Genomic DNA, 15,239 nt, shown 5'->3' on the forward strand with positions numbered 1-15,239 from the left:
TGATGGTGTTCTCCGGCCGGTTCCTGGTCCTCGCCCTGGCGTGCCTGGTCCCCGTGGTCCTGCGCCCGGGCACGGACACGATCCTGTGGTGTGTGCTGGGCTTGGTCCTGGTGGCCACTGCCGACCTGGTGCTCGCCGCCTCGCCGCGCGAGCTGGTCCTCGAGCGCGAGCTGCCGGCGTCCTCCCGGCTGGACGAGGCCGTGGACAATGCACTGTTGGTGACCAACCGGGGCCGGCGCCGGCTCCGCGGTTCCCTGCGGGACGCCTGGCAGCCCTCGGCGGGTCAGTCCGCCCCGGCGCCGGAGGGCTCGCGGCCCCGCTCGGACGCGGCGGTGGCATTGGACGTGCCCGCCGGGGAGCGACGCCGGACACTCACCTCCCTGATGCCGCGCCGCCGGGGCACCCTGCGCACCCCCTCGGTCACCGTCCGCTCCTGGGGGCCCCTCGGGGTGGCGGGGCGTCAGTTGACCATCCCCGCCGCCGGCGAGATCAGCATCCTGCCTCCGTTCCGATCGCGCCGGCACCTGCCCTCGCGGTTGGCCCGCCTGCGGGAGATGGACGGTCGCTCGGCCGTGCAGCACCGGGGAGCCGGCACCGAGTTCGATTCCCTGCGCGACTACGTGCGCGGCGACGACGTGCGCTCCATCGACTGGCGTGCCACCGCCCGCCGGCAGGACGTGGTGGTGCGGACCTGGCGGCCCGAGCGGGACCGACGGGTGGTGATCGTGCTGGACACCTCCCGGACCTCGGCGGCCCGCGTGGACGATGAGCCCAAGCTGGACACCGGGATCGAGGCCGCACTGCTGCTGGCGGCACTGGCCTCCGCCGGCGGGGACCGAGTGGAGCTGATCGCCTTCGACCGGCGGGTACGTGCCCGCGCCTCCTCCACCCAGAAGGGCCATCTGCTGCACCGGTTGGTCACGGCCCTGGCACCCGTGCAGCCGACGCTGCTCGCCGCGGACTGGTCCAGCATCCCGGTGGAGGTGGCCTCCGTGTCCCGGCAGCGCTCCCTGGTGGTGCTGTTGACGGACCTGGACGCCGCCAGCCTGCAGGAGGGGCTGTTGCCCGTGCTGCCGGCTCTGACGTCCCGCCACCAGGTGGTGGTGGGCTCGGTGGCGGACCCCCAGTTGGCGGAGATGGCCCGGACTCGCAACGATGCCGAGACGGCCTTCCGCGCGGCTGCCGCCGAGCGCGCCGGGTTGGAACGCCGGGCCGCAGCCCGTGAGCTGGAGATGCTCGGTGTCGAGGTGGTGGACGCGGCGCCCCACGCCCTGCCGCCCGCCCTGGCGGACGCCTACCTCAGGCTCAAGGCTGCCGGCCGCCTCTAGTCAGGAGAGCCCGCCGTCCTGGCGGATGCGGTCCAGCTCCTCTGCGGTGGCCACCGTGCCCTCGAGGGTCCGGTTGGCCTGAACCCGGGTGCCACCGGAGAGTCCCGGGGCGGCGAGGATGAGGTGGCCGAGCAGTGCGGGGTCCAGTCCCATGCGCTCCCAGGTCCGGGCCAGCCCGACGGCGGCGCCCCGGTAGGGACGGTCCGCCGAGGCCCCAGCACGCCCGCGGGTCTCCGGCACGCCCGGGAACTCCGGTGTGGGAAGCCTGACCACCACGTGGCGCCCCGCCTCCATCCAGCCGGCGACCATCTCCCACCGGGAGGGATCGGCACCCGGCCCCTCCAGCGGCGCCAGGGGCAGGGCCAGTGCGGTCAACGGGTCTTTCGTCTGAGCACCGAGCCCCGGGCCCGCGTTCCTGCTCTCGGCTCCCGATGCGCGCGGCGGCAATGCCTCGGAGGCGAGCAGCGCCAGCTGCGCCCAACCCCAGTCGGCGTCGGCCCCCTGCCGGCCGGGGGCCAGGACGAGACCGGTGGCCCCGGCGTCGAGCACGGACTGCAGGACCAGGGTCCAGGCGGCCCTGACCTCCGAGCGGGGCAGGGACCGAACGGTGCGGTAGCCGCTCGCCGTGGGCAGTGCCCCGGCCAGGACGGCAGCGGCGCGTGGTTCCTCCAGGACCACGGTCAGTCGGCCGGCGCCCGTCTGGCAACGCAGGGCCCGCACCTGCTCGCCGAGGCCGGCGGCCAGTGACTGAGCCACGTCCCGGCGGGCCCCGTGGTCTGAGAGGGAACGCTCGCCACCGGGCAGCCAGAGGTCTGCGGCCAGGCTCGCGGGCCCGGTGACGCGCAGGACGAGGTCCTCGAGCGCCACGCCGGACTCTCCCGCCACGTCCGTCAGGGCGAGACCGTCGGTGCGCAGCGCGGAGACGGCCCGCCGGTGGTCCAGGCCGGGTTCCGGCACGAGCCGCCATCCGTGGGGCTGCAGATCCACGGCGAGGCCGTCCAGCAGGGCGGCGGTGCGTCCGGTCGCGTCCGACCCCGGGCCGCGCGAGGGCAGCTCCGGGAGCGCTGGCAGGTGCGGGGCGCCCAGGAGGTCGAGTTGATCGGCGGCGGCGGACACGGGGTCCGTTCCCGGCCAGTCTCCCAGCAGGGTGGCGCGGACCGAGGGGGTCCCGGCGGCGCTCATCGGTTCTCGGCCGCGATGGCCTGGTGGTGCTGGATGACCTCGGAGACGATGAAGTTCAGGAACTTCTCGGCGAAGGCCGGGTCCAGGTCCGCGTCCTCGGCGAGCCGGCGCAGCCGCTGGATCTGGGACGCTTCCCGGCCAGGATCCGAGGGCGGCAACTCATGCAGGGCCTTGAGCCGGCCGACCCGCTGGGTGCACTTGAACCGCTCGGCGAGCAGATAGACGAGCGTGGCGTCGAAGTTGTCGATGCTGCCGCGGATCGCGTACAGCTCCTCCAGCACGGCCGGATCGGCGGTGCCCTGCAGGGAGGAGGCGTGCGGGTCATAGCCGGCATCGGACCACTGCCCGGTCCCGGCGTCAGGCTGCTCATTCATGGCCTCTAGCCTACGGTCCGCCGACCGACTCCTGCCGTTCCCGACGCCGGCGTGACTGCTCCACCGGTTCCGGAACCGGCAGGGACGCCACGAGTCGCCGCGTGTACTCGTGCCGCGGGGCGCCCATCACCTCGGAGCCGATGCCCTCCTCCACGAGGTCGCCCCGGTAGAGCACCCCCACCCAGGTGGCCAGGTGGTCCACCACGGCCAGGTCGTGGCTGATGAACAGGCAGGCGAAGCCGAAGCGTTCCTGGACCTCGCGGAACAGCTCGAGGACCTTGGCCTGCACGGACACGTCCAGGGCCGAGGTCGGCTCGTCCGCCACGAGCAGGCTGGGATCCAGGGCCAGCGCGCGGGCCAGGGACGCACGCTGGCGCTGGCCGCCGGAGAGTTCGTGCGGGTAACGCCGGGCAAACTCCGCGGGCAATTGGACGGCATCCAGCAGGGAGTCGATGCGGCGTCCTACGGCGGCCCTGCCCGGGCCGGTGGACGACCCGGCGGACTCCCCTCCGTCCGGGGACCACGCCGTGGGATGCACCAGCAATGGTTCGGCGATGCACTCGCCGATCGTCAGGTGCGGGTTGAAGGACGCGGCAGGATCCTGGAAGACGAATCCGATGTCCCGGCGCAACGGTTTGAAGCCCCGCTCGCGGAACCCGACCATCTCATGACCGAACACGGTCAGTGAGCCTCCCGTGGCCCGGGTGAGCCCGGCGATGGCTCGGCCGATCGTGGTCTTGCCCGAGCCGGACTCCCCCACCAGCCCATAGACCTCGCCGGCATGGATCTCCAGGTCCACGCCCTTCACGGCCCGGAACGGCTGCCGACCGAGCCGGCCGGGGAACTCGATCTGCAGCCCGCGGGCGCTGACCACCGGCTCGTTCCCCGCCCCCGCACGCTCGGTGGCCCCGGCCGAGGCCGACTGGCGGCCCAGGTGGGGCACGGCGTCCAGCAGGTCCCGCGTGTAGTCCTCCCGAGGAGCCGAGAAGAGCTCCCGGACGGGGGCCTGCTCCACGATCTCGCCTCGATACATCACCACCACCCGATCGGCCAGGTCCGCGACGACCCCCATGTTGTGGGTGATGAGCACGATGGAGACACCACGGGTGTCCCGCAGGTCCCGCAGCAGGTCCAGGATCTCCGCCTGCACCGTGACGTCCAGAGCCGTGGTGGGTTCGTCGGCCACGATCAGGGAGGGGTCCAGGGCGAGCGCGGCGGCGATGACCACGCGCTGCTTCTGTCCACCCGAGAACTGGTGCGGGTAGTAGTCCACGCGGGCCTCGGGGTCCGGGATGCCCACGGCCCGCAACGCCTCCACGGCCGTGCGCTTGGCCTGGCGGCGGCCGATCCGGCCCTGCCCACTGCTGCGCGCATGGGCTCGGAGCCCCTCCATGATCTGCCAGCCCACCGTGTACACCGGGTTCAGCGCCGTGGAGGGCTCCTGGAAGATCATCGCCGCGTGACGGCCGCGCATCTGGCGCAGTGCGGTTCCGGAGAGGGACAACACGTCCTTGCCGGACACGACGACGGCCCCGGAGGCCTCGGCGGTCTCGGGCAGCAGCCGGAGCACCGTCTTGGCGGTGACCGTCTTGCCGGACCCGGATTCCCCCACGATGGCCACGACCTCCCCCGGGGCGACGGAGAAGGCGGCGTGGCGCACGGCCTGCACATCACCGCCGTCCGTGGCGAAGGTGACCGAGAGGTCCCGGACGTCCAGGACCGGGGCGAGCTGTCCGTCGTCGGGGTGCTCCGCGGAGATGGGGGTGCTCATGTGGTCTCCTGGGTGACGCGCCGGGACCGCCGACGGGAGCGGGTGCGCAGGCGCGGGTCGTTGAGGTCGTTCATGGACTCGCCCACCAGGGTCAGGCCCATCACCGTCAGCACGATCGCCAGTCCGGGGAACAGGCCGGTCCACCAGATCCCGCTCGTCACGTCCGCCAGCGCCCGGTTGAGGTCATAGCCCCATTCGGCGGCCGCCGTCGGCTCGATGCCGAAGCCAAGGAAGCCGAGCCCGGCGAGTGTCAGGATGGCCTCGGAGGCATTGAGGGTGAAGATCAGCGGCAGGGACCGGGTGGCGTTCCGCAGGATGTGGCGGGTCATGATGCGCCACGGGGAGGAGCCCACCACCTGGGCCGACTCCACGAAGGGCTCGGCCTTCAACCGCACGGTCTCGGCGCGGATCACCCGGAAGTACTGGGGGATGAACACCACCGTGATGGAGATGGCCGCCGCCATGATCCCGCCCCACAGGCTGGACTGGCCCTGGCTGATGACGATCGACATGACGATGGCCAGCAGCAGGGAGGGAAAGGCGTAGACGGCGTCCGCGATGACGACCAGCACGCGGTCCACCCAGCCGCCGAGATAGCCGGAGACCAGGCCGAGGAACACCCCGAGGAACAGGGACATGACCACCGCGGCCACGATCACGGCCAGGGCGGTCTGCGTGCCCCACATCACCCGGGAGAGCACGTCGAATCCGCCCACCGTGGTCCCCCACGGGTGCTCCGCGGAGGGCGGGGCCTGGGTGGGAAAGGCCGCGCCACTCTCGGGGTGGACCATCTGGGAGTAGCCGTAGGGGGCCAGCAGCGGGGCCAGTGCCGCGGCGAGGAGGAACAGCAGCGTCAGCGCCAGTCCGGCGATGAGCATGCCCCGTTGCAGGCCGGCGGACTGGCCCAGGTGGGAGACGACCGGCAGCTTGCGGGCAGTGGTGACCAGGGACATGTCAGTACCTCACCCTCGGATCGATCAGCACGGCCACGATGTCCACGAGGAAGTTGGTCACGGCCACGATCACGGCCAGCAGGACCACGATCCCCTGCACCGCCACGAAGTCTCGGGCGGTGAGGTACTCGGCCAGCTGGAAGCCCAGGCCCTTCCACTCGAAGGTGGTCTCCGTGAGGACGGCTCCGCCCATCATCATGGCGATCTGCAGGCCCATCACGGTGATGATGGGGATCAGGGCGGGCCGGAAGGCGTGACGGGTGGTCAGCCGCACCTCACTGACTCCCCGGGAGCGGCCGGCCTCCACGAACTCCCTGCCGAGGGTGCCGATCATGTTGGTGCGGACCAACCGCAGGAAGACGCCGCCGGTCAGCAGGCCCAGGGCCACGGCCGGGAGCACTGCGTGTTCGAGCACGTCCCCGAAGGCGGCCAGGTTGCCCGAGCGCAGGGCATCCAGGAAGTAGATGCCGGTGGGAGCCTGGAGCCGGTCCAGCTCCAACTGGTGGTTGATCTGCACCCGTCCGTTCGTGGGGAACCAGCCCAGCCAGATGCCGAAGACCAGCTTGAGCAACAGCCCGGCGAAGAACACCGGGGTCGCGTAGAACAGGATCGCCGCGATCCGCAGCACGGCATCCGGCCAGCGGTCTCGGAATCTCGCTGCGACCATGCCCAGGGGCACGCCGACCACGAGGGCCACGATGACGGAGAAGAGCACCAGTTCCAGGGTGGCCGCCCCGTAGGTGGCCAGCACCTCGGTCACGGGTCGGTTGTCCGAGAGCGTGGTGCCGAAGTCACCGGTCAGCAGGCCGCCGAGGTACTCCACGTACTGCACGGGCAGGGGCCGGTCATAGCCGGCCGCGGAGATCCGCTCGGCGAGCTGGGCCGGGGTCAGCCGGCCACCCATGGCGGCCGTGATCGGGTCTCCCGTCACCCGCATGAGGAAGAACACCATGGTGACGAGGATGAAGACGGTCGGGATGATGAGCAGGAACCGGATGAGGATGTACCGGCCCAGTCCGCCCAGCCCCCGCGTGCGGGGCCGGGCGGACTGTGGGGTGCCGGAGCTCCCGGGCAGGTCCACCGGTTCGTCGCCCGCCGGGGTCCCCGGCAGGTCAGCAGTGACGGTCACGGTGGACTAGCCCTCCTTGGACACGGCTCCCAGGCGGAACTTGAATGAGGGGTCCAGGGTGTCCTCCACCCCCGTCACGTCAGTGCCGGACACGGCCACCTGGGCACCCTGCAGGAGCGGCAGGGTGGACAGGTCCTCGCCCACCTGGTCCTGGATCTCGCCCAGCTTCTCGCTGCGCTCCGCCTCGTCCGGGGTGACACGCTGCTCGGCGATCATCCGGTCGACGTCCTCGTTGACGTAGTTGTTGGACAGGAAGTTCTCCACGGCGAAGAACGGGGAGAGGTAGTTGTCCGCATCCGAGTAGTCCGGGTACCAGCCGAGCTGATAGACGGGGTAGGAGTCCACGCGGTCCTCCTGATAGGTCACCCACTCGGTGGACTGCAGACTGACGGTGAAGAGATCATCCGCCTCCAGCTGCTGCTTGACCAGGGCGTACTCCTCCCCGGAGGACGGGCCGTAATGGTCCGGGTTGTACTGCAGGTTCAGCGACACGGGCGTCTCGACGCCGGTCTCCTCCAGCCGTTCGGCGGCCCGCTCCGCGTCCGGGGCGCCCGCGCCGTCCCCGTACTTCTCCTTCAGCGGCTCGGTGGCACCCTCGAACTCCTTCGGCACGAAGCCGTAGGCGGGCGTGTACGTTCCCTTGTAGACCTGCTCGGACAGCGCATCCCGGTCCACCAGGTCGGCCATCGCGTGACGGACGGCCAAGGCCTTGTCCTCATCCGCGTCCTCGGTCTCGGCACCGAAGGGCATGGTGTCGAAGTTGAACACCATGTACCGAAGCTCGCCGCCCGGCCCCTCGTGCACCACCACGTTGTCGTTGCCGGAGAGGTCCTCCACGTCCGTGGGGGTCAGGGCCCGGGCTGCCACGTCGATGGACCCCTGCTCGATGTCCAGCTTCAGGTTGTTGGAATCGGCGTAGTACTTGATGGAGGCCTGGCCGTTCTTGGCCGGCCCCAACAGACCCTCGTAGCCGTCGAAGGCCACGAGGTTCACGAGCTGGTTCTTCTCGTAGGAGTCGATCGTGTACTGGGCATGGAAGGCGTCGGCAGCGACGATCTCCTCATCGGGGAGCAGCTCGTCCGCCGGAAAGGTCTCGTCGTCCACGATCGGTCCGACCGGGGAGGAGAGCACCTGCGGGAAGGTCTGGTCATTGCCCTCCTTGAGGGTGAAGACCACAGTGGTGGGGTCCGGGGCCTCGACGGACTCGAGGTTGCCCAGCAGGGAGGACGGCCCGTTCGGGTCGGCGATCTCCAGCTGACGGTCGAAGGTGAACTTCACGTCCTCCGAGTCCAGGGTGTTGCCGTTGGCCCAGGTCAGCCCCTCCGGAAGGGTGACGGTGTACTCGTTCTCGGAGGTGAACTCGGCGGACTCGGCCAGGTCCGGCTCGACCTCTGCCGAGCCGGGGGCCGAGTTCAGCAGCAGCGGGTAGACCTGGTTCATGAGCATGAAGGAGCCGTTGTCATAGGAGCCGGCCGGGTCCAGGGACGTGACCTTGTCCGTGGTGCCGTAGACGATGGCGGCACCGGGATTTCCACCGTCCTCAGAGCCGGTGTCCGAGGTGTCCCCGCCGGGGGCGGGGCCGGTGCAGGCGGTGAGGGCCAGGGCGGCGACGCCACCCAGTGCGATGGCCGCGCTGAGGCGGCGTCGGATGATGGCCATGGGGTGTCCTCCTGAAGGCTCAGCGGACACCAGGGGTGCGGGCCGCAGAACCGGGATGCGAGCGATGACGTGATCCAGGTCACGGTGGCCTGGATGAGACGACAGCCTACGCGGTCACCGCGGCGAAACGGGGCAGCAGGTTACCGGCGAGTCTCAGGCGACGCGGTCGGCGTTGAACCCGGCGTCGATGGTCGACTGACCGAGCACCCTGGTGCCCTGGTAGAGCACGGCGGTCTGGCCCGGGGCGACCCCGGTGAGGGGTTCGTGGAGCTCGATGTGCCAGGTGCCGGCCTCAGGCCCTGACGGCTCCTCACCGGGCTCCTCGGACGGCTGCACCCGCGCGCGGGCGGGCACCGGGTCCCCGTGGGCGCGCACCTGCAGATGGCAGTCGAACCACTCACCGGTGGACTCCTCGGCCGGCGGGGCACCCGCCCAGGACGGCCGGATGCCGATGACCCGGTCCACGGCGAGCATCTCCCGGGGGCCGACCACCACCGCGTTGTCCTTGGGGCGGACCTCCAGCACGAACCGGGGCCGTCCGTCCGCGGCCGGACGGCCGAGGTTCAGGCCCTTGCGCTGGCCCACCGTGAAGGCGTGCGCACCGGGATGGGAGCCCAGGCGTTCGCCGTCCGTGTCCAGGATGTCCCCCTCGGTCATCTCGAGGCGTTCGTTCAACCAGCCGCGGGTGTCCCCGTCCGGGATGAAACAGATGTCATGGGAGTCCGGCTTGGCAGCCACGGTGAGCCCACGCTCGGCGGCCTCGGCCCGCACCAGGTCCTTGGAGGGGGTGTCCGCGAGCGGGAACATCGAGTGCTCGAGCTGCTCGGCGGTCAGCACGCCCAGCACGTAGGACTGGTCCTTGGCCCAGTCGGCGGCGCGATGCAGCTCCAGGGTGCCGCCATCGGTGCGGGTCACCTTGGCGTAGTGGCCGGTGCAGACGGCGTCGAAGCCCAGGGCGAGTGCCTTCTCCAACAGTGCGGCGAACTTGATGCGCTCGTTGCAGCGCATGCAGGGGTTCGGGGTTCGGCCGGCGGCGTACTCGGCCACGAAGTCGTCCACCACGTCCTCCTTGAACCGCTCGGAGAAGTCCCACGTGTAGTAGGGGATGCCGAGCTTCTCGCAGGCCCGCCAGGCGTCCCGGGAGTCCTCGATGGTGCAGCAGCCGCGGGATCCGGTGCGCAGCGTCCCGGGCATGCGGGACAGGGCCAGGTGCACCCCGACCACCTCGTGGCCGGCGTCCACCGCACGGGCTGCGGCGACGGCGGAGTCGACTCCTCCACTCATGGCGGCGAGGACCTTCATAGGCTGGGAATCCCTTCGGGGTTGCTCTCAGTCTTTGCTGGAGACGTGGTCTGGGCGTGGTCTGGGCATGGTCTGGGCATGGCTGTTGGCCGTCTTAATCGTAGAGGTGTGCCCGGCCATACCGGCCCGGAGCGCGGAGGCATGGACCTCCGGCAGGGCTGTCAACACCTGCTCAACGTCCTCGGCGGTCGAAGTATGCCCGAGGCTGAACCGCTGGACGGACCGGGCCAGGATCTCGTCGATGCCCAGGGCCAGCAGCACGTGGGAGGGTCGCGGCACCCCGGCCGAGCAGGCGGACCCCGTGGAGGACTCCACGCCGGCCATGTCCAGGCCGAAGAGGATCGAGTCGCCCTCGCAGCCGGGGAAGATGAAGTGGACGTTGTTCGGCGATCGGCGCGTGCCGGCCGGCAATCGCTCGCCCGTCCGGGGGTCGATGTCCTCGGGACCGGTGAGCCGGGCCTCGGGGATCAGGTCCCGGACGCCGACGATGAGCCGGTCCCGTAGGGAGCCCAGGCGTTCTCGCTCCTCCGCCAGCCGATCATGGGCCTCCGTGGCGGCGGCCGCGAAGGCCTCGATGAGCGCGGCCGGGATGGTGCCGGAGCGGATGTCCCGTTCCTGGCCCCCGCCGTGCTGCACCGGGGTCAGGGTGGCGTCACGGCGCACCACCAGGGCCCCGACGCCGACTGGGGCCCCGATCTTGTGTCCCGTCACGGCCATCGTGGTGGCCCCGGAGGCGCTGAAGTCCACGGGAACGGCACCGAAGGCCTGCACCGCGTCCGTGTGGAACGGCACCCCCACCCCCCGGGCCGCGGCGGCCACCGCGGCGATCGGCTGGACGGTGCCGATCTCGTTGTTGGCCCACATCAGGGTGGCCACCGCGATGGAGTCCGGATCCCGTTCCAGCGTGGCGCGCCAGGCCTCGAGGTCCACCATGCCGTCGGCGTGGACCGGGACGAAGTCCAGGTGGGCGCCCTCATGGGCCTCCAGCCAGGTCGCGGTGTCCAGGATGGCGTGGTGCTCGAGTCCGGTCAGCACGATGCGGTTGCACTCGACGTCCGCTCCGGCGGCCCGGGCCCGGTCCCGACGCGCCCAGTACAGGCCCTTGAGGGCGAGGTTGTCCGATTCGGTGCCGCCCGAGGTGAAGACGATCTCGCTGGCATGGGCGCCGAGCGTGGAGGCGAGGGCATCCCGGGCGGTCTCCACCCGCAGTTTCGCCCCCCGTCCGGACTGGTGCAGGGAGGACTGGTTCCCCAGTGCCAGGGATCCCGACGTGAAGGCCTCCAGGGCCACCGGGCGGATGGCCGTGGTGGAGGCGTGGTCGAGGTAGGCGCGGTTCCGGGAGGCGGCTGGACTCATGCCTTCAGTCTAGGAGCCGGCGTGGGACTCGGCGCTGCCCCGTGGACGCCGGTCCGGCCCGCCGTGAGCCGGGCTTGGAGACCGGTCGGGGGGGGCGGTGGTGCCCGGTCCATCAGCCCACGGGGCCCCGGTGGTTGACCGTGTCGGCGAACCACGTGAGGTCCGTCTCCGGTCGCACGGTCACCGCTTCCAGCCCCGGGTCGGCGCAGAGGACCCGGATCAGGTCGGCGGAACCGGCCACGAGCGTGGAGTCGAAGTCGATCTCACTGGCAAGCGCCCAGGCCCGGTCTCGTGGCCAGGCCAGGTTGGCTGACTGGTACTCGGTCCGGTCGTGCTCCGGGAGCAGTGGGTGGACCGCCCGGGGCCAGAACGGCCGGCGCAGTCGGGCGCCATCGTCCGCCACCAGCAGGTACTCGCGGTAGCCCCCGCCCACGTCCAGCAGTCCGGAGCCGGTGCGCAGGGCCCGAAGGGTTGCCGGGCCGAAGGCCGGTGGCATCTCCAGGGACGAGTGCCTCCCCCCGGTGGCCTCCCCCACGGAGGGGCCGAACACGGCGCTCCCCCCGTCCATCCAGCCGCGCCCAGGCCATAGTCCGAGCACCAGCCGATCCGGGGTTCCGGTGTGCTGCAGGAGCACCTCGGCGAGCGCGGCCATGGCGGAGGGTGCCAGGGCACCCTGCTCCGGGGGCCCGAACTCGAGTGCCGCCTCCACCGCTGAGCGCGAGGCCTCGTCCTGGTCGACCCGCGCCAGGTCAGCCCACTGGGCGGCGGCATGGAGCTCAGTTCCCTGGTCCCGGGCGACCGTGCCCCAGTCCGTCCAGCCATAGGCGTGAACCGTCCGGAGATCCGCATCGGCGCTGGTGTCCCGGCGGAAGTCCGCTGTCTCCCCCGGCATCAGGCCGAGCCCGCGCACCCGGGAGGCGGCGCCGTCGTCCCACCGCCGGTGATGCCAGGGCACTGGATGGAAGATCCGTGCGATGGCCTCGTAGGGTGCCGGGTTGCCCACGGGCACGGTCGAGGCGACGGAGCCGAGCCGGGCCCCAGCCTCCAGCGTCCCTGCCACCCAGGCGCCCTCGGCCGGGTCGAGGAGCCGGAGTTCCGGGGCCTCCGGCCGGGGGCGGGGTCTGCGTCGCATGCCACCCATCGTGCCATTCTGAAGCCCGGGACTCGGGGCCCTCCCGTCCGCAATGTTCCACCCCGCCCGGCGGTTCCTGCCAGAATGTCTGCAGGCGGACCTTGGATCCGCTGCCCACCGAATCCACAGAGGAGCATGCCACCGATGCCCGTGGTCCAACCGGAGTTCGCCCACCCGGTCCACCGCTTCGCCCACCACACGGTGGACTTCCGCTCACGCATCCTGGTCATGGCCGTGGTCAACCGCACGCCGGATTCCTTCTACGACGACGGCGCCACCTTCACCCTCGACGCCGCCGTGGCGGCCGCCCGGCAGGCCGCGGCGGACGGTGCGGACTGGGTGGACGTGGGCGGCGCCCCCTTCTCCCCCGGCCCCGAGATCCCGGCGGACGAGGAGACGCAGCGGGTGGTCCCCGTCATCGCCGCCCTGCGTTCCGGTGAGGGCCCGGCCGCCACCGCCATCCTCTCGGCCGACACCTTCCAGCCGCTCGTGGCCGAGCGCGCCATCGCCGCCGGGGCGGACGTCATCAACGACACCACCGGACTGCACCATCCGGACCTGGGCCGGGTGGTGGCCGCCGGCGGTGCCCACCTGGTGATCACGCACTCGCTGGCCACCCCGCGCACCCCCGTGCCCTCCCCGCACTATGCGGATGTGGTCGCCGAGGTCCGAGAGCACCTGTTGCGCCGTATCGATCTGGCCCTCTCCCTCGGCGTCCCGGCGGAGAAGATCGTCGTGGACCCGGGGCATGACCTGAACAAGAACACCCTGCACTCCCTCGAGATCACCCGCCGTTTCGATGCCTTCGCCACCCTGGGATTCCCGGCACTGGCCGCGGTGTCCAACAAGGACTTCATCGGCGAGACCCTGGGCCAGCACAAGTCCGCCCGCCTGGCGGGTTCGCTGGCCGCGGCGCAGTTCTGTGCCCTCCGCGGCGCCAGGGTCCTGCGCATGCACCAGGTGCGTCCGGCCGTCTCCACCGTGCGGATGACCGAGGCCCTCCTCGGCTGGCGCGAGCCGGTGACCCTGGAGCACAACATGCACGCCCTCAACCGGGATGCCGACCGCTCCGCCGGCCCCGGCGACGGGTCCCGCTGGGAGACCGCCCCCACCCCGATCATCGAAAGGGCCGACCGATGAGAGCGCTCGTGCACCCCTACCCCTCCGGCCTGCCCAGCCCGGGCGACGCGGCGGAACTCTCCGACGACGAGCTCGTGGCCTTCTATGCCCCACCGGTGGACGGCCCGGACGGTACCGGCGGACCGGCCGGCCGGCCCTGGGTGCGGTTCAACTTCGTCTCCTCCGCCGATGGTGCCGCCACCCTGGACGGACTCTCCGGTGGGCTGGGCACGGCTGCGGACCGCCGCCTGTTCTCCCTGCTCCGCCGCCCCGCAGACGTCCTCCTGATCGGCGCCGGCACCGTCCGCGCGGAGGGATACTCCGGAGAGCTCGTCACGGCCGAGGACCGAGCCTGGCGCGAGACCCGTGGCCTGCCAGGGCATCCGGTCATCGCCGTGGTCAGCGGCTCGCTCGACCTGGACCCGGAGGGTGAGTTCCTCAGGACCGCCCCAGTCCGCCCCCTGGTGTTCACCACCGCCGGGGCGGATTCCGGCCGGCGGCGGGCGCTCGAGGAGGTCGCCGACGTGGTGGACTGCGGCAGGGAGCAGGCAGAACCGGCCCGGATCCGCGCCGAGCTCGCAGCACGGGGCCACCGGCTGGTGCACTCCGAGGGCGGCCCCACCCTGTTCGGCTCCTTCGCGGCCGCGGGAGAGGCCGATGAACTGTGCCTGTCCCTGTCCCCCTTGGCGGCCGGCCCCTCGGCGCGGCGCATCATGGGCGGGCCCGGGTTGCCGGAGGCCACCACCCTGCACCTCGTCGGCCTGCTCGAGGAGAGCGGCGCCCTGTTCCTGCGCTACCGGTTCCCCCGCCACCAGCACGGCGCCATCCCGGACGAGGGCGGGGTGCCGTCACCGTGAGCCCGGCCGATCTCGGTGGACGCTCCGCCTATGAGGTCCTCGGGGTGTCCTTCGACGCGGACTCCACCGCCCTCAAGGCCGCCTGGCGCCGTGCCGCGCGCCGTACGCACCCGGACTACGGCGGGGACGCGGCCGAGTTCCGAATCGTCAGCTACGCGTGGGAGCTCGTGGGTGATCCGGCCTCCCGCCGCGACTACGACCGCGGGTTCAGCGCCACCGGCGCACAGCGCCCCGGGACGAACGCGCGGTCCGGTGGGCCGGCGTCGGGCCCCTCCGCCCGGTCCACCACACCGCCGGCCGACCGCCCCTTCACCACACGATCCTCCACGCGCGCCGGCCGAGCCGGCTCCGGGAACGGCACGGGCTCCGGGACCATCACCTACGTGCCGCCGCTGGACGAGGAGATGGTGCTGGACCTGGCCCGCAGCTCCCAGCAGATCCATGGGGCACCGCGCAAGAGGGGCATCCTCCCGGCGGGCCATCGCCTGGTCCGTGAGGCCCGCGCCATCCGGACGGTCCAGACTCATGTGCTGCCCTCCATGCCGGCCGCGCGGCTGGTCAACGGGCTGCACCTGACCTTCGGACGGCTGAGCTCCGGGGCCATCGACCACGTCCTGCTGTGTGGGGACCGGCTGGCGGTGATCGGCTCCCTGCAGGTTCCCGATGGGGTCTACCGCTGGGACGGGGCTGAGTTGTGGAAGGGCGATCGCCGCCTCTCGCCGCCGTCCCTCGCGCCCGCCATGGTGGCGCTGCAGCGGGCCTTCCCGGATTGCACCGTGGGCGGCTTCGTGCTGGTCATGGGATCCGAGGACAACCCCCATGCGCCCGTCATCCAACTCGACCGCACCCGCTCGGTGCTGGACTCCGATGCCGGATTCCTGACCGACCCGCCCGCCAATCCCCTGCAGTTCAGCCGGGACCTGAAGATGTTCCTGGGCACCGGGCCCCGGTCCGCCACCGTGGACCGCCGGCTGCTCGCCCGGCTGCTCGGCGCCTTGTACTGACTCGTCCCGAGGTACCCCCGGGGCCAGGAACTACCATGGTCGGGTGCCTTCTGATCCCTCAGCCCCCGCTCAC

General features: G+C 71.7%; 13 protein-coding genes. 4 read left to right on the forward strand and 9 right to left on the reverse strand.

The window, feature by feature from the left end; all coding sequences use genetic code 11:
- Positions 1-2: 2 nt before the first annotated feature.
- Entirely contained in the window at positions 3-1,328 is a 1,326-nt protein-coding gene (locus IMT31_RS03185; protein ID WP_345355552.1) for a DUF58 domain-containing protein, read from the forward strand.
- On the opposite strand, the gene IMT31_RS03190 is transcribed toward IMT31_RS03185, so the two are convergent.
- The 9 genes from IMT31_RS03190 to IMT31_RS03230 form a co-directional block, all read right to left on the reverse strand.
- A complete protein-coding gene (locus tag IMT31_RS03190) occupies positions 1,329-2,510 on the reverse strand; it encodes a hypothetical protein (RefSeq protein ID WP_413543732.1) in 1,182 nt (393 codons plus the stop codon).
- Positions 2,507-2,884 carry a chorismate mutase gene (locus tag IMT31_RS03195; RefSeq protein ID WP_345355546.1) on the reverse strand — a complete coding sequence of 126 codons (378 nt, stop codon included), beginning with the start codon at positions 2,882-2,884 and terminating at the stop codon, positions 2,507-2,509. Before IMT31_RS03195 ends, IMT31_RS03190 begins: the two co-directional genes overlap by 4 nt.
- Before the next feature lie 10 nt (positions 2,885-2,894).
- Entirely contained in the window at positions 2,895-4,655 is a 1,761-nt protein-coding gene (locus IMT31_RS03200) for a dipeptide ABC transporter ATP-binding protein (protein WP_413543733.1), read from the reverse strand.
- The gene (locus IMT31_RS03205; protein ID WP_345355540.1) at positions 4,652-5,608 is read right to left on the reverse strand and encodes an ABC transporter permease; all 957 of its coding nucleotides are present in this window, start codon (positions 5,606-5,608) and stop codon (positions 4,652-4,654) included. The genes IMT31_RS03200 and IMT31_RS03205 overlap by 4 nt, the downstream gene beginning before the upstream one ends.
- Position 5,609: 1 nt before the next feature.
- Positions 5,610-6,689 carry an ABC transporter permease gene (locus tag IMT31_RS03210; protein WP_378109421.1) on the reverse strand — a complete coding sequence of 360 codons (1,080 nt, stop codon included), beginning with the start codon at positions 6,687-6,689 and terminating at the stop codon, positions 5,610-5,612.
- A gap of 54 nt (positions 6,690-6,743) precedes the next feature.
- On the reverse strand, positions 6,744-8,396 hold the full coding sequence (locus tag IMT31_RS03215; RefSeq protein WP_413543734.1) for an ABC transporter substrate-binding protein: 1,653 nt from the start codon (positions 8,394-8,396) through the stop codon (positions 6,744-6,746).
- A 153-nt stretch (positions 8,397-8,549) separates the two neighbouring features.
- Positions 8,550-9,698 carry a tRNA 2-thiouridine(34) synthase MnmA gene (mnmA, locus tag IMT31_RS03220; protein WP_345355534.1) on the reverse strand — a complete coding sequence of 383 codons (1,149 nt, stop codon included), beginning with the start codon at positions 9,696-9,698 and terminating at the stop codon, positions 8,550-8,552.
- A gap of 27 nt (positions 9,699-9,725) precedes the next feature.
- Entirely contained in the window at positions 9,726-11,054 is a 1,329-nt protein-coding gene (locus tag IMT31_RS03225; RefSeq protein WP_345355531.1) for a cysteine desulfurase family protein, read from the reverse strand.
- A gap of 112 nt (positions 11,055-11,166) precedes the next feature.
- The gene (locus tag IMT31_RS03230) at positions 11,167-12,186 is read right to left on the reverse strand and encodes a hypothetical protein (RefSeq protein ID WP_413543735.1); all 1,020 of its coding nucleotides are present in this window, start codon (positions 12,184-12,186) and stop codon (positions 11,167-11,169) included.
- A gap of 144 nt (positions 12,187-12,330) precedes the next feature.
- On the opposite strand from IMT31_RS03230, the gene folP reads away from it, so the two are divergent.
- Genes folP through IMT31_RS03245 form a run of 3 tightly spaced genes read left to right on the forward strand, consistent with a single transcriptional unit; the run spans position 12,331 to position 15,166 of the window.
- Positions 12,331-13,326, forward strand: coding sequence for a dihydropteroate synthase (folP, locus tag IMT31_RS03235; RefSeq protein ID WP_345355726.1), 996 nt, complete (start codon positions 12,331-12,333; stop codon positions 13,324-13,326).
- Positions 13,323-14,162, forward strand: a complete 840-nt coding sequence (locus IMT31_RS03240) for a pyrimidine reductase family protein (RefSeq protein ID WP_345355525.1) — start codon at positions 13,323-13,325, stop codon at positions 14,160-14,162. Before folP ends, IMT31_RS03240 begins: the two co-directional genes overlap by 4 nt.
- Entirely contained in the window at positions 14,159-15,166 is a 1,008-nt protein-coding gene (locus tag IMT31_RS03245; RefSeq protein ID WP_413543736.1) for a DnaJ domain-containing protein, read from the forward strand. Before IMT31_RS03240 ends, IMT31_RS03245 begins: the two co-directional genes overlap by 4 nt.
- Positions 15,167-15,239 lie beyond the last annotated feature (73 nt).

The sequence above is a fragment of the Citricoccus nitrophenolicus genome, from assembly GCF_047305825.1.
Taxonomy (GTDB): Bacteria; Actinomycetota; Actinomycetes; order Actinomycetales; family Micrococcaceae; genus Citricoccus; species Citricoccus nitrophenolicus.

Bases quoted from the DNA above. Each gene is read 5' to 3' on its own strand.
- IMT31_RS03185 (WP_345355552.1), top strand. From the start codon at position 3: ATGGTGTTCTCCGGCCGGTTCCTGGTCCTCGCCCTGGCGTGCCTGGTC.
- IMT31_RS03190 (WP_413543732.1), bottom strand. From the start codon at position 2,510: ATGAGCGCCGCCGGGACCCCCTCGGTCCGCGCCACCCTGCTGGGAGAC.
- IMT31_RS03195 (WP_345355546.1), bottom strand. From the start codon at position 2,884: ATGAATGAGCAGCCTGACGCCGGGACCGGGCAGTGGTCCGATGCCGGC.
- IMT31_RS03200 (WP_413543733.1), bottom strand. From the start codon at position 4,655: ATGAGCACCCCCATCTCCGCGGAGCACCCCGACGACGGACAGCTCGCC.
- IMT31_RS03205 (WP_345355540.1), bottom strand. From the start codon at position 5,608: ATGTCCCTGGTCACCACTGCCCGCAAGCTGCCGGTCGTCTCCCACCTG.
- IMT31_RS03215 (WP_413543734.1), bottom strand. From the start codon at position 8,396: ATGGCCATCATCCGACGCCGCCTCAGCGCGGCCATCGCACTGGGTGGC.
- mnmA (WP_345355534.1), bottom strand. From the start codon at position 9,698: ATGAAGGTCCTCGCCGCCATGAGTGGAGGAGTCGACTCCGCCGTCGCC.
- IMT31_RS03225 (WP_345355531.1), bottom strand. From the start codon at position 11,054: ATGAGTCCAGCCGCCTCCCGGAACCGCGCCTACCTCGACCACGCCTCC.
- IMT31_RS03230 (WP_413543735.1), bottom strand. From the start codon at position 12,186: ATGCGACGCAGACCCCGCCCCCGGCCGGAGGCCCCGGAACTCCGGCTC.
- folP (WP_345355726.1), top strand. From the start codon at position 12,331: ATGCCCGTGGTCCAACCGGAGTTCGCCCACCCGGTCCACCGCTTCGCC.
- IMT31_RS03240 (WP_345355525.1), top strand. From the start codon at position 13,323: ATGAGAGCGCTCGTGCACCCCTACCCCTCCGGCCTGCCCAGCCCGGGC.